The organism is Alkalihalobacillus phoenicis (assembly GCF_047302405.1).
Classification (GTDB): domain Bacteria; phylum Bacillota; class Bacilli; order Bacillales; family Bacillaceae_D; genus Alkalihalobacillus.
The window spans coordinates 2,999,171-3,018,577 of the sequence record NZ_CP154853.1 but is presented as its reverse complement, the minus strand read 5'-3'; the positions used below and the strand labels follow the sequence as shown (position 1 = coordinate 3,018,577).

12 protein-coding genes are annotated in these 19,407 nt (G+C 39.6%); 9 read left to right on the top strand and 3 right to left on the bottom strand.

Translation table 11 applies throughout. The features are described 5' to 3' along the window. Positions 1-201: 201 nt before the first annotated feature. Entirely contained in the window at positions 202-3,969 is a 3,768-nt protein-coding gene (locus tag AA0017_RS14315; protein WP_413375424.1) for a SpoIID/LytB domain-containing protein, read from the bottom strand. Positions 3,970-4,343: 374 nt separating this feature from the next. Here AA0017_RS14315 and murQ point away from each other — a divergent pair, with 374 nt between their 5' ends. From murQ to AA0017_RS14270, 9 genes are all read left to right on the top strand, one after another. Further along, positions 4,344-5,255, top strand: coding sequence for an N-acetylmuramic acid 6-phosphate etherase (murQ, locus tag AA0017_RS14310; protein WP_413375422.1), 912 nt, complete (start codon positions 4,344-4,346; stop codon positions 5,253-5,255). A gap of 87 nt (positions 5,256-5,342) precedes the next feature. Continuing rightward, a complete protein-coding gene (locus AA0017_RS14305) occupies positions 5,343-6,650 on the top strand; it encodes an extracellular solute-binding protein (protein ID WP_413382607.1) in 1,308 nt (435 codons plus the stop codon). A gap of 226 nt (positions 6,651-6,876) precedes the next feature. Further along, a complete protein-coding gene (locus AA0017_RS14300; protein WP_413375420.1) occupies positions 6,877-7,800 on the top strand; it encodes a carbohydrate ABC transporter permease in 924 nt (307 codons plus the stop codon). Positions 7,801-7,818: 18 nt separating this feature from the next. Further along, on the top strand, positions 7,819-8,778 hold the full coding sequence (locus AA0017_RS14295; RefSeq protein WP_413375418.1) for a carbohydrate ABC transporter permease: 960 nt from the start codon (positions 7,819-7,821) through the stop codon (positions 8,776-8,778). 1,059 nt (positions 8,779-9,837) lie between these two features. Then, entirely contained in the window at positions 9,838-11,025 is a 1,188-nt protein-coding gene (locus AA0017_RS14290) for an anhydro-N-acetylmuramic acid kinase (RefSeq protein WP_413375416.1), read from the top strand. Between the two features lie 170 nt (positions 11,026-11,195). Then, positions 11,196-12,245: a serine hydrolase domain-containing protein gene (locus AA0017_RS14285; protein WP_413375414.1), complete on the top strand. Its 1,050-nt coding sequence runs from the start codon at positions 11,196-11,198 to the stop codon at positions 12,243-12,245. 21 nt (positions 12,246-12,266) lie between these two features. Next, positions 12,267-13,853: a beta-N-acetylhexosaminidase gene (nagZ, locus tag AA0017_RS14280; protein ID WP_413375412.1), complete on the top strand. Its 1,587-nt coding sequence runs from the start codon at positions 12,267-12,269 to the stop codon at positions 13,851-13,853. A 152-nt stretch (positions 13,854-14,005) separates the two neighbouring features. After that, complete coding sequence (locus AA0017_RS14275) at positions 14,006-14,887, top strand: MurR/RpiR family transcriptional regulator (RefSeq protein WP_413375411.1); 882 nt, start codon at positions 14,006-14,008, stop codon at positions 14,885-14,887. Positions 14,888-15,064: 177 nt separating this feature from the next. Then, the gene (locus AA0017_RS14270) at positions 15,065-16,186 is read left to right on the top strand and encodes a CdaR family transcriptional regulator (RefSeq protein WP_413382604.1); all 1,122 of its coding nucleotides are present in this window, start codon (positions 15,065-15,067) and stop codon (positions 16,184-16,186) included. Between the two features lie 303 nt (positions 16,187-16,489). On the opposite strand, the gene AA0017_RS14265 is transcribed toward AA0017_RS14270, so the two are convergent. After that, on the bottom strand, positions 16,490-17,821 hold the full coding sequence (locus AA0017_RS14265; protein WP_413375409.1) for a (Fe-S)-binding protein: 1,332 nt from the start codon (positions 17,819-17,821) through the stop codon (positions 16,490-16,492). Beyond that, entirely contained in the window at positions 17,818-19,233 is a 1,416-nt protein-coding gene (gene glcD, locus AA0017_RS14260; protein ID WP_413375407.1) for a glycolate oxidase subunit GlcD, read from the bottom strand. Before glcD ends, AA0017_RS14265 begins: the two co-directional genes overlap by 4 nt. Positions 19,234-19,407: the final 174 nt, after the last annotated feature.

Genomic DNA, 19,407 nt, shown 5'->3' with positions numbered 1-19,407 from the left:
GTGGCGAAGAAAAAGTGCATGTGGAGCTCTGGCTTATCGCCTTCACTCATAATATCAGGCAGTAAGCAGTGATCAACTATTACTGGAAAACCAATCTATATTTATAATCTCCTAAAAAAAGAATCGAGAAGCTAAAACTTCTCGATTCTTTTTTGATTTAAGGGCTTTTGAGACAGCCCCTTTCATTGTCATTTCAATTTTTTAACTATTGTTTGTTTTAGCTTTGATCTTTCGTTTGTTAATTAGGAAAAATGCTGCTGCTGTAAGTAAAAGAACGGATCCTATCAGCAACCAATTATAATAGGCTGTAGCTGTATCAGGTAGTTTTTGGCTATTATCGCCTTTGTTATCACTACCTGGTTGCCCTGGTCCACCTGGTTGTCCCGGTTCGCCCGGTTCGCCCGGTTGCCCTGGTTGTCCCGGTTCGCCTGGTTCGCCCGGTTCGCCCGGTTCGCCCGGTTCACCTGGTTCGCCCGGTTCACCTGGTTCGCCTGGTTCGCCTGGTACTTCGATCTCAGTCCCATCAGCCCAATTAATGAGTGTCATATTAGGGTAGTAGGAAGTTAAGATACGAGAGTATTCCCAACCGTTCATTTCTCCGAGTTGATAAGCACCGAATTGACTCATTCCGACACCGTGACCGTAACCGCCGCCATAAAAGACAACTTGTCCATCTTCTAAATCTAAGCTAAAGAAAGCGGATGGAATGATTGAAAAGTTAGACAGTGTCATTCCGTATTCAGTTTCCCCTTGTTTAGCACGATAGAGGATAACATCATCTCCACCAGTGTCAACCGCACGTGGTCGAATAAGAAAACGAATATTATACTCTTTTACAATTTGATATGTGCCAGTTGTTCCTTCGATGATGAGTGACATTGCAATTCCACCATCACCACGTTCTGACACATACATATCAACGAATTCACCGATACCTTCAGTAGGAATTGGTTTCGAAACAAAGTTTTCGTTTTCGTCTTTTGTTAAGACAAAGTCACTTTGAGCGGCATATCTTTCGTGAATATTTGCATTAATCGTATTCGCTAGTTCTTCATGAGATAAAGCGAACATCCAGCGGAAATACCATGATTCGCCATCATAACTTTCATAGGATAAATCTTTGTAAAATGCATTTAACACTTCTTCATCCGATGTATCAATATCAAGCATTTGCCCTGGGTTATTTGGATCAAATGTGTGACTTTGAGAAATGAGATAAGGTGTGACAGAACTAGGAAAGTCGCCATTTCCTTCTGACCAAACTTGGTGTTTAGAGGCACCAAAACCACTTGATGTAGAATAATAACGGGCATCTACTAAATTCCCATCTTCATCAACCATAACGATCCCTTTTGTTTCGTTTACTGCCTGAGTTGAGGTTTCATTTTCATCTACATTGTTGTAAACCTGACTTAAAACACTATCTACAACAAAATAACCATTCGAAGTGAAACCGGTACTATAGAACCCTCGTAATGCATATGTTCTTGCCGCAACAGCTTGAGCTTTTAAAGCATTTAAACCGAAGAATTCGGGCATCTCACTTGGTAAAACTTGATAAAGATATTCTTCAAAATCTACTTCATTTATGACCCGAAGCTTTCCTGCAATCGGAGAGGCGGTGATTTCGAATAATCCTCGATAAGAGGGCACTCCTTGTGCTCGTGTAAAAGAAGTGACAGAAATTTTGTCATCATTAGGGTTTACATAAAGACGATTATTAGAAGAATAAATGACATCCCCGCCTATACTTACCGTTGTTACCTCATTCTGAATAGCAATAACAACTTCTGTATCGGCATCAATCGAAATGGTCTCTTCTGCTACTTTATCTTCAATGGTCAAACCATCCGTGGATTTGACAGAAAAGAAATCATGGTCAATCGAAGCAAAGTTGTCATTCATAATTCCAACACGCATCAATTCTACTGGGGTTATACCAGTAATTTCGATGTTTTCGATTTCACCTACTTCATTCAAATGAACAGTCACATTATCTGCACCAACACGTACATCATTGTAAGAAGCAGGCTGTGACACACCGTCAATCGTTCTCATAATTTCAACATTAGAAGCTACAGGTAAAATTCCTTGTAACTCTAGCTCAATAGAAGACTGTGTTTTCGACATGATTTTTTCGTTAAAAGTCGTTTCTCCTGGTGGATCGATAGGAGGTTGTACGTCCGGAATTTGATAAATATCAAAAAATTCGATCTCTTGATAGTAGAGTTTAAGAATGTCATCATAACTCCATCCTAAATTTTTGCCAAGATCGCCAGCACCATATTGACTCATTCCAACACCGTGACCAAAACCGCCACCAAAGAAAGTAATGTTGCTTAGTCTAGCGCCTTCTTCCTCATCGACGTCTAATTGCAATGTAAAGGAGGAGGAAGGTAAGAAAGTAAAGTTTGTCCGTGTTGCATGATAGTCTTCACTTCCGCCAGTCGCTTGGTGAAGAATCGCATCACTACCACCTATATCAGAACCTAATAGACCGATAGAAAAACGAATATTTAATTCTTTTATAATCTTATAGGTTCCCGTTGTCCCTTCAACAATGAGTTCTGTTACAGCTCCTCCTTCACCACGTTTTGCGATTGTTAAGTCAACAAGCTCACCAATTCCCTCTGCTGGAATCGGTAAAGAAACAAAATGACCATCTTCATTTAAAGTTAAGACAAAATTAGGGTCAGCTGTTTGCCTTGTCGTTAAATTTTTATTTAAAGAGTTTGTCAGTTCTTCGACGGTTAATTCAACTTTCCAGCGATGGAATAAAGAATCATCCCCATAACCACGTAAAGATAAATCTCTAAAAAACTGATCCATCACGACTTCATCACTTGTATCAAATTCAACAATTTCTTCAGTTATTTCGTCATAAATATGACTGGAAGCCATTAAGTAAGGAACCACGGCACTAGGGTATGTTCCATTAGCTTCAGACCATGTTTCATGTTTGGTTTGACTGTAACCACTAGAAGTGGAATAAAAGCGAGCATCAATTAATTCCCCATTATTCATCATGACAAGGCCTTCTGTTGCATTAACGGCTGCTGATGTCGTCGTATTTTCTGGAATATTATTATAAACTTGACTCATCACACTATCTACGACTTGGTAACCTTGGGCTAAGAAATCAGCTCTGAAAAAGTTTGTTAAGGCATATGTTCTAGCGGCAACTGCTTGAGCTTTTAAAGCTTCTTCACCAAAACTAGCTGGCATTTCACTTGGAACGACTTGATATAAATAATGTTCCATATAAACTTCATTTAAAACACGAATTTTTCCATCTGTTTGAGAGGGGGTAACTTCAAAAAAGCCGCGATAACTAGGTTCATATCCAGATGCTCTTGTATGAGAAGTAACTTCAATTTTATCGGCTTCGTCAAGAGAGTATACATAGATTCGATTTTCTCCCGAATAAATCGTTCCTTCAGAATGGGCGACTGAAAGTTCTGTACCATTTCGTGTAATAGTAATACTTTGATTGGCCGGAATCTCAAAGCTTTCATTCGCTATTTTGTCTTCAATTAATAAACCAGCTGCTGATTTTGCCATAAAGGAGTCGTGGTCTAATGAAGCAAAGTTCGTTGTATGTATACCGACCCGAATGTTTTTAATAGGTGTCTCTCCATAAATATGGATCGTTTCAATTTGCTCTGCTTCGTTTAAATAGACTTTAACGTTTTCGGCACCGACTCGTACCTCAGCTAAGGAAGTTTCAATCGCTTGTCCATCTTTTACATAAAACACTTCATAATTATTAGCTAAAGCAAGTTTGCCTTGAAGCTCTAATTCAAGTAAGAGATTATGAGAATCTTTTGACATAATCTTTTCAATAAATGACATAGATGATTCACTAGTAGAAGATGTCTGTTCACTTGCGAAAGCTTGGGGAATATGACCAAATGCCAAGAGAATAATTAAAAAACCACACATCATTCTTGATAACGCTTTCTTTTTCATGGAATTCCTCCTAAATTATTAATATGGTGAAGACATGATCAAACGAGATAAACCTCCTTTCGACTAATTAAGTCTCATTATAGAAAAAGAATTCTGAAAATTCAACACAATATTTCACTATTATCTTAATTTTTACAAAATATCATTTTATTACAATGTCGAAAGTTTGCTAGAGTTACTTGATTTAACGAACTTTGCTAATTTATGTCATAGCTCTTTTTAAAATCCTCTTATCCTATTGGTTTTGTTATATTTTATTAGGAGTGAAATTAAAATTTGAAAAATTCTAAAAAAAGTATTGAAATTATGTTTTATAAATAATATTATAAAATAAAAATAATATTTCATTACATCTATAGAAATTTGGTGATTATATGGAACTCGATTTATCAGGATTAACGACAGAGAAGAGAAATGAACAAACGCTTAATATCGATCAGCTATCAACTTTAGAAGTTTTAACCTTAATGAATAAGGAAGACGAAACGGTTGCTTTAGCTGTTAGAAAATGTTTGCCTACCATAGAACAAGCGACAAATGTTATCTATGAAGCTATGAAAAAGGGTGGTCGCTTGTTCTATGTTGGAGCTGGTACGAGTGGAAGGCTAGGAGTTATTGATGCATCAGAATGCCCGCCGACATTTCGGACAGAACCTGGCCTTGTACAAGGAATTATGGCTGGTGGGGAAAAGGCGATTACGACAGCTGTAGAAGGCATAGAGGATCGACCAGAAGAAGGAAAAAGAGATTTAGAAAACGCTCATTTTGGAGTTGATGATGTTGTAGTAGGAATTGCGGCAAGTGGACGTACTCCATATGTGATCGGAGCTATTGAATATGCAGCATCCTTAGGGGCGAAAACCATCGCTTTAACAGCGAATACAAATTCTGAACTAAGCGAAGTGGCAGAGTGTGCAATTGAAGTTTCGGTTGGTCCTGAAGTGTTGACTGGTTCTACTAGGTTAAAGGCAGCTACTGCTCATAAGATGGTCTTGAATATGCTCTCGACAACCACAATGATTAAATTAGGTAAAGTGTATGAAAACTTAATGGTCGATTTAAATGCAAGCAATTTGAAGCTCAAAGAACGGGCAAAAAATATCGTGATGAATGCAACAGGTGCATCAGAAAAGAAAGCTGGATCGACTTTAATGAAAGCTAACAATGATGTAAAAGTGGCGATTGTGATGCTCCGAGGGAATGTAGGATATGAGGAGGCATTGACACTTTTGCAGCAAGGTAATGGATTTGTCAGGAAGGCAATTGAACTGACCCAAAGAAATTAACCACGGTATTACTCTTAATAGAAGGTCATTTCTTCTATTGAGATTAAACATATTAATCATGCAGGTAGGGGGATTCAAGTGAAAAAGATGAAAAAATCATTGATTGCTGGAGCTGTTATTTTAGGGCTTACTGCACTGACGGCATGTGGGGGTAATTCTTCTTCAACAGATGTTGAGAATTGGGAAGAATGGGAAGGAACGATTACGGTTTGGGATGGTCCAAGGTGGGATGATGCAGATGAGAATAAATTCCACTGGATCGAGGAAAAGGCAGCAGAATTTGAAGAAAAATATCCTGGTGTTGACATTAACATTGTTCAGCAGCCTTGGGCGGAGCTTGGAGATAGTCTGAGCGTTGCCATTGCAGGAAAAACATGGCCAGACATTGCTCCGATTGATATTAGTGGCGGTACAATTAGTTTGAATCATATTGAAGAAGGCGTGATTGAGCAAACAGATGATTTATTTACTGCTGAAGAGTGGGAAGATTTTTATCCAAATGCAATTGAAGCCTATGAGCACAATGGAAATATTTACGGAGTACCAACGTCAATTAGCGTACAAACTTTACTCTTAAACTTAGACATTTTTGAAGAAAAAGGAGTTGAGCCGCCAGTCGATGGGCGTTGGACGTATGATGAGTTTGTTGAGAAAATGATCGCTTTAACAGACGGAGATGTTTATGGTTTCTCTACGTACATTATGCCTGGATATTATGAGGCTTGGCCATTCTTATTTATGGATGGTGGATACCCATTAAATGATGATTTAACGGAGTATACATTCGATGCTCCTGAAGCTGTAAGTGGATTACAAAAATTGGTTGATTTGAAATTAGAACATGGTGCGGCACCTGTTGAAATGGGAAGTGCTGATGTTGGAGGAACATTCCAAGCGTTTGCAGCTCTAAATCAGCGTACAATTGCTGTTCAGCCATGGGCAACATGGGCGATTAGTTCTTTACAAAGTGAAGAATATGAGATGAACTTTATGGTTGCTGAATATCCAATTGGTGATTTAGGCGAGCCGGTTACATTTGGTGGTGTTGGTGGTTATGTGATGTTCCATCAAGAAGATGAAGCGAAGAAAAAAATGGTTGGCGAATTCTTGAAGCTTGTCTCAAGTGCCGATGAACAATATGTAATGGCACAAAATTATGGTACATTCCCTGCTCGTATCTCAACAGCAGATATGGATCCGTTTGCCGATAATCCTGGAATGGCTGCCGCACAGGAACTAAGTGACCAAGTCATTCCAATTCCGCGCCATCCAGAATGGGCAAGAATTGATGAAGTGATTCAAAGCCAGCTTCAATTGGCGGCTAATGGTGAGAAAACACCACAAGAAGCCTTAGAAGATGCACGTTCTGAAGTAGAAAGAATTATGGGTAATTAATTAGATTTTACGAAAGCTCTTCTTTCCAGTTGAAGGGAGAAGAGCTTTTATTTAAAAGTTTATTCTGAAAATTATGTTTATTATTCTAGGTATACGAAGACTCCTGTGGAAACGTGCTGATGATATGATCTCAGAGTGAGTTCCAATGAATGAGGAAGCACAGCTGTTTGGCCGCGGAAGCAAAGTGAGCAATTTTATCAAGTAGAAATTGAGAGGGGGAGCAAAAATGGAGACAAACCCTAATATGAGTCCAACTGAAAAAATCATTATACCGAAAAAAACGTTGTGGGAAAAAATAAGAAAAAACAAATCAGCCTATTTTTTTCTTTTACCGAAGTTAGTTTTCTTTATTATTTTTATGTTCATACCAATCGTCTGGGCGTTTGTTATCTCCTTTCAAGATCGTGGTGTTTTTACCATTGATTATGTCGGGTTTAAGCATTATATTGACGCATTTCAAAGCCCTATTTTTAGAGCTGCATTATGGAACACGCTCATTTATACACTTGTGACTGTTCCTGCCTTTATTATTACGGCCTTAGTAATTGCTGCCTTAATTCATCCTTTAGGCAGAGTATCACAAACTTTTTTTAGAGCGGCCTTTTACCTTCCTACTGTTACTTCAATGGTTATTATCGCAATGGTTTGGCGTTGGATGTATAACTATCGTTTTGGTTTATTTAACTACATAATAGGGTTCTTTGGATTTGAGCCGGTAAACTGGTTAGCTCAAACTTCGACAGCATTGCCATCTTTAATGATTATGTCGATACTTATACCTCCAGGCTCTGGGATCATTATCTATTTAGCGGCGATGAACAATATAAATCCTTCCTTATATGAGGCGGCTGATATTGATGGAGCAAGTCCATTTCAAAAGTGGGTAAGGATTACGTTACCTCTGTTAAAACCAACAACCTTATATTTAGTTATTATTAGTACAATTGGTTCATTTCAAGTCTTCACTCAAATTATTATGATGACAGGCGGTGGACCTGGTTATTCAACAGAGACCGTTGTTCATGTCATTTATAAGACGGCATTCCGAGATTTTAATTTTGGCTTGGCGTCAGCCCAATCTGTGATTTTATTTATTATTCTGATGGGCTTTGCGATTGCTCAATTTAAAGCATTAAAAACGGATAAATAGTGAGGGGGATGAGAATCGATGTTAAATAAATTAAAAAAACCAATAACGTTAATCGTATTAACGATGATCGCTATCGTCTCTCTCTTGCCTTTATATTGGGTATTTTCAACGGCTTTACAGTTACCTAGTTATCAAAATGAAGAGATGGATACGCCGATGTCCTATGTGGAATCAGCCCCACCAAAGTTATATCCAGTTGGGATTACCGAATACATCTCCCAATGGCAAAAGAAAAGAGCGGCTGAGCGTGCAGGTGATTATGCCCAAGCGGAAGTTCATAGCGATTTAATGACAGAAGTGAGGGAGAAAACATTTAGCTCTTTTACCCGGCTATTTACGACGACCCCTATTCTAAAATGGCTCTTTAATAGTATGTATATAGCGATAGTGACAACCGCAATCATTGTGCTATTAGATACGATGGCCGGTTATGTCTTTGCTAAAAAGCAATTCCCTGGGAAATGGATTTTCTTCTGGGCCATTATCGCAACAATGATGATTCCAGAGCAAGTTACCCTAGTTCCAACCTTTATTATTGTCCAAGAGCTTCAACTTTTTGATACGCACTGGGCGTTAATATTACCAAATTTAGCGATGGCTTTTGGGGTTTTCTTAATGCGGCAATTTTTATTATCTGTACCTGATGAATTAATTGAGGCCGCGACAATTGACGGGGCAAGTGAGTTGAAAATATTCTTTAAAATTGTTATGCCACTTGCGGTACCGGCAATGGTAACCTTAGGTATTTTTACATTCGTTATGATTTGGAATTCCTTCTTATGGCCAATTATTGTCATCAACGATGTCGATTTGATGACATTACCAGCAGGGTTAAAGACATTACAAGATGCAAACTTAACGAGCTTTAAGTTCTTAATGGCCGGTGCAACAGTCGCCGCCGTTCCAATTATTATCTTCTTCCTCATTTTCCAACGTTACTTTATTAAAGGCTTAACGCTTGGTGGAGTGAAGGAATAAGGTGGAGATGGAATCAAAGAGAGCGAATGATACCGAAAGCATGTGAACAAAAGCGAGAAAGGGAATCAAAGAGCCCGAATGATTTCCGAAGCACCGGCACAAAAGCGAGAAAGGGAATCGGAGCCGGCGAATGAAGCGCGAAGAACGTGTACAAAAGCGAGAAAGGGAATCAAAGAGCCCGAATGATTCCCGAAGCACCGGCACAAAAGCGAGAAAGGGAATCGGAGCCGGCGAATGAAGCGCGAAGAACGTGTACAAAAGCGAGAAAGGGAATCAAAGAGCCCGAATGATTCCCGAAGCACCGGCACAAAAGCGAGAAAGGGAATCGGAGCCGGCGAATGAAGCGCGAAGAACGTGTACAAAAGCGAGAAAGGGAATCAAAGAGCCTGAATGAAGCCCGAAGCACTGGCACAAAAGCGAGAAAAGGAATCAAAGCCGGCGAATGAAGCCCGAAGAACGTGAACAAAAGCGAGAAAGGGAATCAAAGAGCCCGAATGATTCCCGAAGCACCGGCACAAAAGCGAGAAAGGGAATCAAAGCCGGCGAATGATGCCCAAAGCACGTGAACAAAAGCGAGAAAGGGAATCAAAGAGCCCGAATGATTCCCAAGCACCGGCACAAAAGCGAGAAAGGGAATCAAAGCCGGCGAATGAAGCGCGAAGAACGTGAACAAAAGCGAGAAAGGGAATCAAAGAGCCTGAATGAAGCCCGAAGCACTGGCACAAAAGCGAGAAAAGGAATCAAAGCCGGCGAATGAAGCGCGAAGAACGTGAACAAAAGCGAGAAAGGGAATCAAAGAGCCCGAATGATTCCCGAAGCACTGGCACAAAAGCGAGAAAAGGAATCAAAGCCGGCGAATGAAGCGCGAAGAACGTGAACAAAAGCCAGAAAGGGAATCAAAGAGCCCGAATGATTCCCGAAGCACCGGCACAAAAGCGAGAAAGGGAATCAAAGAGTCCGAATGATTCCCAAAGCACGTGAACAAAAGCCAAAATGGAAATCAAATAACGCACTAATAAAAAATGGCATTTTATTAAAACAATCGACAAAGAGGTGAGAATGGTGACGCCAATCGTATTACCATTAACAAAGGAAAAGGTGCTTGCTGTTGGACTTATGTCAGGTACATCTGTTGATGGAATTGATGCTGCATTAGTTGAAATTAAAGGTTCTGGATATGCAACAGAAGTTCAGTTATTAGGTTTTCAAACGCTTCAATATGAGGAAGAGCTCAAACAGAGGATTCTGCGTGTTTGTCATCCTGAAACGTCTTCGGTCGATGAGGTTTGCCGTTTAAATGTGCTGCTAGCAGAAAAAATGGCGGAAAGTGTATCGCTTGTCTTAGAAGGAACTCCTTATCATCTAAAAGATTTAGATTTTGTGAGCTCGCACGGACAGACGATCCATCACCTTCCTAATGAAGGAGCGACCCTTCAAATTGGGGAGCTTGCGGTTATTGCCGAGCTGACAAAAACGGTAACAGTTGGCGATTTTCGACCAAGTGATATGGCGGTAGGAGGTCAAGGAGCCCCACTTGTTCCATTTGTTGATGACATTCTCTTTCGAAGTGAGACTTGTGGGAGAGCGTTATTAAATATTGGTGGAATGGCTAATTTAACTGTTTTGCCAGCCTATTCACCAGGGGAAAAGCCTTCACATGAAGTATTGGCCTTTGATACAGGGCCTGGAAATGTCTTAATCGATGAAATGGTGCGAATTGGTTCAAATGGAGCGAAGGATTTTGATGAGGCAGGGGAGCTTGCCCAAAAAGGCCAAGTTGATGAGGAGTGGCTTCAAAAGTTAATAAGGGAAGACGCTTTTCTTAAACTTCCTTATCCTAAAAGCACTGGTAGGGAATTTTATCATCGCAATCTAGCTGAAAAAATCTGGTTAGAAGGCCAGGAGCGTAAATTAGAATTTGAGGATATTGTCGCAACGGTCACAAGCTTTACCGTTTATTCGATTACTAGCACAATTCAACAACAACTGGACCCACTTTATGACATAAAAGAAGTGTTTGTTGGTGGGGGTGGGGTGCATAATCGTTTTATAATGGATCACTTACAAAAAGGGTTAAAGCGCCCTGTCAAATCAATGGAGTTTCTTGAGTTTTCAAGTGATGCTAAAGAAGCGATTGCTTTTGCGATTTTAGGAAATGAGTTTTTACGTCAGCAAACGAATAATACACCATCAGCGACAGGTGCTACAAAGGCGGTTTCGATGGGGAAATTAGTTTTGCCCTTTTAAGTGGTTTTGTGGTGAAAGAAACTGAGCATCTGATTTGAGCTCAGTTTTTTTGCACATAACTGAGGATAAATAGTCAACTGTGATGAAGAACGAAGGGGGATTATGGTGAATATCCAGTATCAACCGGTCGATTTAAATAAATTTAGTGAGCTTGGTAGGGAGTGAATATTTTGGAAAAAAGAGTTCGAGAATTTATAGAAAAGGAGATTAACCTCAAGCATATTCCTGGGGCAGTGATCCATATTTCTCATCAGGGGAAAGTGCTTTATGAAGAGGCTTTAGGACATCGGATCGTTTTTCCTACAAAAGAAAAGATGGCCTTAAATACGGTTTTTGATTTAGCTTCATTAACAAAGGTTGTGGCGACGTTACCAGCCATTTTGAAACTGATTGAATTCGGGGAAATTCATTTAGATGACCGTGTTAAAACGATTTTACCTAAGTTTGCAACAAACGGAAAAGAAGACATAACGATTAAACATTTATTAACACATACTTCTGGATTACCGGCCCACCGTCGCTATTATGAAGAAAAACTAGAAACGGAACAAATAATGACTCAGATTTATCAAGAGTCGCTCGTTTCGGCCATTGGTGAAAAAGTCATCTATAGTGATTTAGGCTTTATTACGTTATATCAAATCATTGAAGCGGTTACCGAAGAAAGGTTTGAAGACTTTGTCCAAAAGGAAGTCTTTGAACCTTTAGAGATGAAGGAGACAGGGTTTAACCCGACCTTTAGCGAAAAAAGGTATGCAGCAACTGAATATAGTGAAAGCCTCCAAAGCTATAAGCAAGGGATTGTTCATGATGATAATACGGAATTTATGGGTGGAATAAGCGGGCATGCAGGACTTTTTTCGACAATGTCGGATTTAACCCATTTTGCTGAAATGATCGCAAGTGATGGAGTTTATAAAGGTAAAACGATTTTATCTGCCCCTTCTCTACAAATTTCAAGAAAAAATTATAGTCCGTTTGATTCAGAGTTTCGTGGACTTGGCTGGATTTTAAAAAGCAACATTGTCTCTTCTTGTGGTGACTTATTTTCACCACAATCATACGGTCATACTGGTTTTACAGGTACGAGCATTTGGTTTGATCCAAAGATCGATCTTCGTGTCATTTTATTAACAAATCGAGTTCATTATGGAAGAAAGGATCCGATTTTGCGTCTGAGACCGAGATTTCATAATATCGTTCGCTCTTATTTTAAATAAAAGGAAGGTGTCTATTTAATTATGACGTCATTAAGTTTAGAAGAAAAGTTAGGTCAATTATTTGTCGTCGGTTTTGATGGAAAAAAAGTACCGAAAGAGATGAAGCAGTTTATTCAAGATTATCATATTGGTGGGATTATTTTATTTGCACGAAATATTGGGACACCTGAGGAAGTACTTGCCTTAACAACGGAATTGCAGCAAATCGCTTATGAAGCAAAACAGGCTTACCCGCTTCTAATTTGTGTTGATCAAGAAAATGGTATCGTGCGTCGAATTGGAGACGGGACGACCATTTTACCGGGGGCGATGGCGACGGCTGCTACAGGAGATATAAAAAATGCTTTTGAGCTTGGGGTAATATGTGGTGAGGAGTTAAAAGCTCTCGGTATTAACTGGAATTTAGCTCCGGTCCTTGATGTTAACAATAACCCAGATAATCCGGTCATTGGTGTCCGCTCGTTTGGTGAAAAAACGGAGCAGGTTGCAGCGTTTGGCAAAGAAACGATGAAAGGACTGCAAAAAGCAGGAATGGTCACAACGTTAAAGCATTTTCCTGGTCATGGTGATACAAATGTTGACTCGCATTTAGGAATGCCCCAAATTGAGCATTCTCTTGAACGATTAGAGCGAATCGAATTGGTTCCTTTTAAAGAATGTATTCAAGCTGGTGCTGATACCGTGATGTCTGCTCATATCCATTTCCCTGCACTTGAACCAAATGAGGAGACACCTGCGACTTTATCAAAAAATGTGATTACAGGATTGCTGCGTGAAAAGCTTGGTTTTAATGGGGTTGTGACAACAGATTGTCTCGAAATGGATGCAATTGCTAAAACGGTTGGGACGGAAAAAGGAGCGGTTGGGGCTTTAAAAGCGGGAATTGACGTTGTGATGATTTCTCATAGATTGGATAAACAAAAAGGAGCGCTGAATGAAATCAAAAAAGCACTTGCCAATGGTGAATTAAGGGAAGCACAAATCGATGCTGCTTATGAACGAATAATAGAATTAAAGAAAAAGTATACGAGTTGGGAACAGCTAGATTTAGCAAATGAACAATCCGTATCCAAAATCGTTGGTTCTAAAAAACATGAAGAAAAAGCGCTGAATGTGTATCAAAAAAGTGTCACTCTTGAAAAAGGTGGGGCTCAATTGCCTTTAAAAAAGGAACAAAAACGGTTAGTCATTGAACCCGAAAATACAATTTTAACAAAAGCAGAAGATAAACAATACGCTCATTCAGCATTAGGTTTAGCTATCCAAGAATACGTTACGGAAGCTGATGTCATTTCATTGCCTGTATCACTAGAGCAATTAGTTCAAGAAGTAGCCCCATATGAGCAAGTCATAATAGGTCTCGTTTCGGCTTCAATTGATGCAACACAAGTAAAGGTTGTTCAAACATTGATTGATTTAGGTAAGAGTGTCGTTGTTGTGGCGATGAGAAGTCCTTATGATATTAACATTTTACCAAATGAAATCGATGTCTATTTGAATACGTATGAGTTGAGTTACCCGGCTTTATCGACGGCAGCAGCGATTTTGTTTGGTGAGCTTGAGCCTGTCGGAAAAGCTCCAGTGACGGTCAAAAAAGCGTTCATTTAGAAGAATATTGAGTGAAAATCGAGAAGCATATGAATGAGGAAGAAATGGAAAACGATTACGACGAAAAGAGTCAATCCGAAATCAGTGTGATGCGATAAGAAATCTAGTATAATGACGTTAAGAATATTTTGATGGAAAAGGGTTGATACGAAATGTCATTTATGACGGGTGGCCTTGTTATGTTAACGGAAATGTTGCCAAAATTACCTCCTTCTGAGAAAAAAATTGCTGAGTATCTTATTGAGCATCCACAGGAGTCTATTTCGTTAACAGCACATGAATTAGGGAAAAGAAGTGCCACAAGTAGTGCTGCCGTAATTCGTTTATGTAAATCATTAAATTTAAAAGGCTTACCCGATTTGAAGTTACGGATTGCAGGAGACCTACAAAAGAAAACAGAGCACGGGCCTAGAGATATTGAACCGAATGAATCGGCAATAACGATTATTGACAAAATGACGAGCAACTCGATTCAAACGATTCGTGAAACAGCCGATCTATTAAATATTGAAGAATTAGAAAAAGCGATTGAGAAGTTAATTAAGGCAAGACGTATTCACTTTTTTGGGATCGGAGCTTCTGGAATTATCGCCCACGATGCCCAGCAGAAGTTTTTACGTATTGATAAAACAACGTATGCTTTTACTGATGTTCATATGGCGACGACATTAGTCGCAACCGCAACCGATGAAGATGTGGCGATTGGAATTTCTTTTTCTGGTGAAACGAGAGAAGTTAGTCAATTTTTAGAGGTTGCTAAGAAAAAAGGGCTGTCCACAATAAGTTTAACGAAGTATGGGCAATCGCTCGTCAGTGAAACAGCCGATATTCAGCTTTATACATCGGCAACAAAAGAACCAACCTTCCGAAGTGGTGCAACGTCATCGCGAATTGCTCAACTCCAAGTCATCGACATTTTATTTATGTGTGTCGCTTCCTCTCAATACGACAAGTCTGTTAAACATTTAAATGAAACAAGAGATGTTGTAGAAACATTACGTTTCCCAAGTAAAGGTAAAACAAGGGTTAAGTAGATATAGTTAACGAGTGGTTTTGTTGATGCGTTAAAGGAAAAATAGGTGACTCAGCGAGGGATCCCTCAATGGGTCACTCTTTTTACATTTTGCAGCATGGGCGACTCTTGGAGTGGAAAATAAGAAAATTTGTTAGTTATAGTAAGACAAAGTGAGGAATGAACAGAGGTGAAAGGAATGCGCTTATTACCTGAACTTGCCCAAAAGGTTATTGATGAAGTTCGTTTAGTCATGCATGAGAGTATGATTGTCGTTGACGAAAAGGGAACGATCATTGCGGCAACTGAGTCGAACCGAGTTGGCGATTTTCATCAAGGTGCTTATCATGTCTTAAAAACGAAAAAGAAGCTCTATATTAATGAACAGAATAAGGAACGATTCAAAGGAGTCAAATATGGAATCAATTTACCTTTAATGTTTGAGCGGAAAATTATTGGTGTAATTGGTGTAACTGGTCACCCAAGTGAAATCGAACCATATGCTGATTTGTTAAGAAAAATGACTGAGTTGATGATTAAAGAAACGTATCATTTGGAACAAAAAGAATGGCAAACGCGTGGACTTGAAGCTTATTTTAATGAATGGGTCATGCTTAAAGAAGTGGATGAGGCTTTTATTAAACGTGGTCAATTGCTTGGGATTTCGATTGGTTTCCCTTACATCTGTATTTTAATGGAGGCAAGTGACGAGGACGGGCAAGCTGTATCTTTTTTTATGAATGAATGGTTTCAAAATCAATTTCCCCATCGAAGTGAAGATGTCTTGATTCGGTGGCGAGATGGCCGCTTTCTATTGTTACGTGCTATAGAGGGTGAGAAGAGTTGTAAAGATGAAAGGTTAGCAGCTGAATTAATTCGTTGGAGAAAAGCCTTTTTGAAAAATGGAGACAACCGACGCTTCTCTATTGGTGTGAGCGAATCAGTGGCAACGTACTCGTTAAAACGGGCTTATCATGAGGCAAGTAAGGCAATAAAAGCCGCAACTGTTGAGAAGGGCATTATTTATTATGAAGAGTTATTGCTTGAGATTATAGGAGCAGAGGTGGATCATTCCGTCAAAGGTGAGTTTCTTGAACGAGTACTTGGCCAATTGGAAACCGATCCAGAGTTACAAGGGACGTTACGTACTTATTTGATTCATAATCAATCCATTGTCGATACGGCAGAAGCTCTCCATATACACAAAAACACTCTCCATTACCGCTTAAAGCAAATCCGTGAATTAACCGGAATCAACGCAAAAGAAACGCTCGGACTGACTTTGTTTTATTTGGCGTTTTCTTTTCGAGGAGAGCTTTAAGGGAAGGTGATATGGGATTTATAGGACAAAAGGGAAGAAGCCGGGTGTTGAAATGACGCATAACCAAGGTTTATAGGACAAAAGAGAAGGAGCCGAGTGTTGAAATGACGCATAACCAAGGTTTATAGGACAAAAAAGAAGAAGCCAAGTGTTGAAATGACGCATAACCAAGGTTTATAGGACAAAAGGGAAGGAGCCAAGTGTTGAAATGACGCATAACCAAGGTTTATAGGACAAAAAAGAAAGCACTAACCTTTAAAATGGCACTAAAACGGAGTCCTTCCCTTATTTTCGCTATCTTTTCTATTTATTATTAGCATTCTCATAAGCTTCTAATAATAGATCAACGATATGAATAGCACGCATTTGCTCGTTCAGGCCTTCTTTTTCTATCCCGAGTTTCATTTGTAATAGGCAGCCTGGGTTGGCAGTTACAATTGTTTTGGCTTTTGTCTTTTTAGTTTGCTCCATTTTGTAATCGAGGATTTGCATCGACATTTCCGATTCGACGATGTTATAAATACCAGCGGAACCACAACAGCGATCGGCATTTTTCATTTCAACAAAATTGGACCCTGAAATCGATTGAAGCAGTTTCCTTGGTTCGATGAATGTTTTTTGTCCATTTCGTAAATGACAGGAGTCTTGGTACGTTAAAACTTCCTCATTTAACTGCAATGGTAATTGATCAAACTCTAACTCGATTAAAATGGAAGTGATGTCTTTAATTTTGTTGGCAAACTCCTTGGCACGCACTGCCCATTCGGGATCGTCTTTTAATAAATGATCATAATCGACTAAAAAGGCTCCACAGCCACCGGCATTTGTAATAATATAATCGACTTCGGCTTTTTCGAAAGCTTCGATGTTTTTCTTCGCCATTTCTTTCGCCTTCATTTTTTCGCCACTATGACCATGAAGGGCTCCACAACAGCCTTGCGTTTGGGGAATGACAATTTCACAGCCAGCATATTGAAGCAGCTTTTTGGTGGCTTCATTGGTTTTCATAAAGACGGTGTCCATTAAACAACCACTAAAAAAGGCAACATTTTTCTTTTTAACCGCAAGTGGCTCAAGATGTGTTGGTCTATTTTTCATTTCTTTTTGTCGAGGGGCATGAGGGATGACTTTCTCCATTAATTGCATCGAATCGGGAAGAACTTTAAGAATGCCTGACTTTCGTGTAACTGTACGGAGCCCTGATCGTTGATAAAAACCTAATAAACCAACTAGACCAACCATGCGACTTTGGTGTGGGAACAGCTGATTGAAGACGACTTCGCGTAAAGCTTTGACTGGTAAGGATGGCTTTTTATTTTGATAAATGATATCGCGGGCTTCTTCAAGTAAATGCCCGTATTTCACACCTGAAGGGCAAACCGGTTCACAGGCCCGACAGCCAAGGCACATATCTAGGGATTTTTTCACTTCCTCATCTGGTTCGATCTCACCATCCACGACGGCTTTCATTAAGGCAATTCGCCCACGTGGAGAATGAAGTTCGTTTTTTCCTGATTCGATATAGGTTGGACAAGTTGGCAAACAAAAGCCACATCGCATACAGTTTAACAATTCATCATAGTCCATCTTCTCTTGGAATTGCCTTTGGATTCTTTCTTTTTCGATTGTGTTCATGTTTGATTCACCACAATTCTTTTCCGTGTCGATTTAGCGAAGATTTTACTCGGATTCATAATATTGTTGGGATCAAAGGCTTGTTTAATGCCTTGCATTGCGGCAATTCCTTCCTCGCCTAGCTTTAAATGAAGGTAAGGTGCCTTCATTGCCCCGACTCCATGCTCACCTGTAATCGTGCCGCCTAATGATACGGCTTTTTCAAAAATCTCTTGCAAAGCTAACTCCACACGGTGTATTTCTTCCGTATCCCTCGCATCAGTCATACAGGTAGGATGCAAGTTGCCATCTCCAGCATGGCCAAATGTACAGATTTCAACCTTATATTTGGCTGCGATCTCATTAATGGCACGCACCATATTGGCAATTTCAGAACGAGGAACGGTTGCGTCTTCTAAAATCGTTGTTGGTTTTAGACGTGCTAAGGCGGATAAAGCTGAGCGTCTAGCCGTGCTTAATTTCTCCGCTTCTTCAGCAGATTGAGCCATATTGACTTCGATAGCACCATTTTCTTTACAAATGGTGACAATTTTGTCCATGTCTTTGATAACGGATTCCATCGGGCCATCCTGTTCAATTAAAAGAACCGCTTCCACATGTGTTGGCAGGCCGATTTTCGAAAAGTCTTCTACAACTTTTAAAGTCGGTTGATCTAGAAATTCAAGGGTAGCTGGAATGACACGGTTCGCAATGATTTTAGAAACGGATTTTGCAGCCGCATCCATACTTTGATAAAGAGCAAGAACCGTTTTTTTCGATTCGGGTTTCGGTATTAATTTTAAAGTCGTCTCCGTAATAATTCCAAGCGTCCCTTCAGAACCAACAAAAAGGCGAGTTAAATCATATCCAGCTACATCTTTTGCAAGTTTTCCACCAGTTCGAATGATTTCTCCGTTCGGTAAAACAATCTCAAGGCCGAGTACATAATCACGTGTCACTCCGTATTTTAAGCCGCGTAATCCGCCTGAGTTTTCATTAATATTCCCACCGATTTGTGATATTTTCATCGAACTCGGGTCCGGGGGATAAAATAATCCAATCCCTTCCACGGCTTGGCTCATTTCGAGTGTGTTTACACCAGGCTGAACGGTAATTGTTAAGTTCTCCTCGTCAATTTCTAAAATTTGATCGAGATGTTTAAACAAAAGCACGATTCCCCCTTCAAGTGGAGTCGTACCAGCACTTAGGTTAGTACCTGAACCACGGGGAACGATTGGGATATGGTAGGTATTACATAGTTTGACGATTTGAGCAATTTCTTCTTTATTTCTTGGTGAAACGATCGCATCTGGCATCGCCTGAAATTGTGGGGTTGCATCAAAGGAATAAACGAGCTTACTAGCGGGTGAATCTTCATAATTATTTTCTCCGACAATCATAATGAGTTCTTTTTTGATTTCAGTTGTTATCATAAAAATAACTCCTTTCCAAAACGTAATCGCATACATTCATCATAAAGGGATTTTGGGTGTTTATATATGTATATTTGTACAAATAAATGGGTTTAATTAAAATTACTATTGTGTTTTAAACCAATTGGGCGATGTTGTTATAAAAGGTATAGACAACTATATAATAGTTCCGCT

Excerpts from the sequence above, each read along its gene's own strand:
- AA0017_RS14315 (WP_413375424.1), bottom strand. The coding sequence starts at position 3,969 with ATGAAAAAGAAAGCGTTATCAAGAATGATGTGTGGTTTTTTAATTATT.
- murQ (WP_413375422.1), top strand. The coding sequence starts at position 4,344 with ATGGAACTCGATTTATCAGGATTAACGACAGAGAAGAGAAATGAACAA.
- AA0017_RS14305 (WP_413382607.1), top strand. The coding sequence starts at position 5,343 with ATGAAAAAATCATTGATTGCTGGAGCTGTTATTTTAGGGCTTACTGCA.
- AA0017_RS14300 (WP_413375420.1), top strand. The coding sequence starts at position 6,877 with ATGGAGACAAACCCTAATATGAGTCCAACTGAAAAAATCATTATACCG.
- AA0017_RS14295 (WP_413375418.1), top strand. The coding sequence starts at position 7,819 with ATGTTAAATAAATTAAAAAAACCAATAACGTTAATCGTATTAACGATG.
- AA0017_RS14290 (WP_413375416.1), top strand. The coding sequence starts at position 9,838 with ATGGTGACGCCAATCGTATTACCATTAACAAAGGAAAAGGTGCTTGCT.
- nagZ (WP_413375412.1), top strand. The coding sequence starts at position 12,267 with ATGACGTCATTAAGTTTAGAAGAAAAGTTAGGTCAATTATTTGTCGTC.
- AA0017_RS14275 (WP_413375411.1), top strand. The coding sequence starts at position 14,006 with ATGTCATTTATGACGGGTGGCCTTGTTATGTTAACGGAAATGTTGCCA.
- AA0017_RS14270 (WP_413382604.1), top strand. The coding sequence starts at position 15,065 with ATGCGCTTATTACCTGAACTTGCCCAAAAGGTTATTGATGAAGTTCGT.
- AA0017_RS14265 (WP_413375409.1), bottom strand. The coding sequence starts at position 17,821 with ATGAACACAATCGAAAAAGAAAGAATCCAAAGGCAATTCCAAGAGAAG.
- glcD (WP_413375407.1), bottom strand. The coding sequence starts at position 19,233 with ATGATAACAACTGAAATCAAAAAAGAACTCATTATGATTGTCGGAGAA.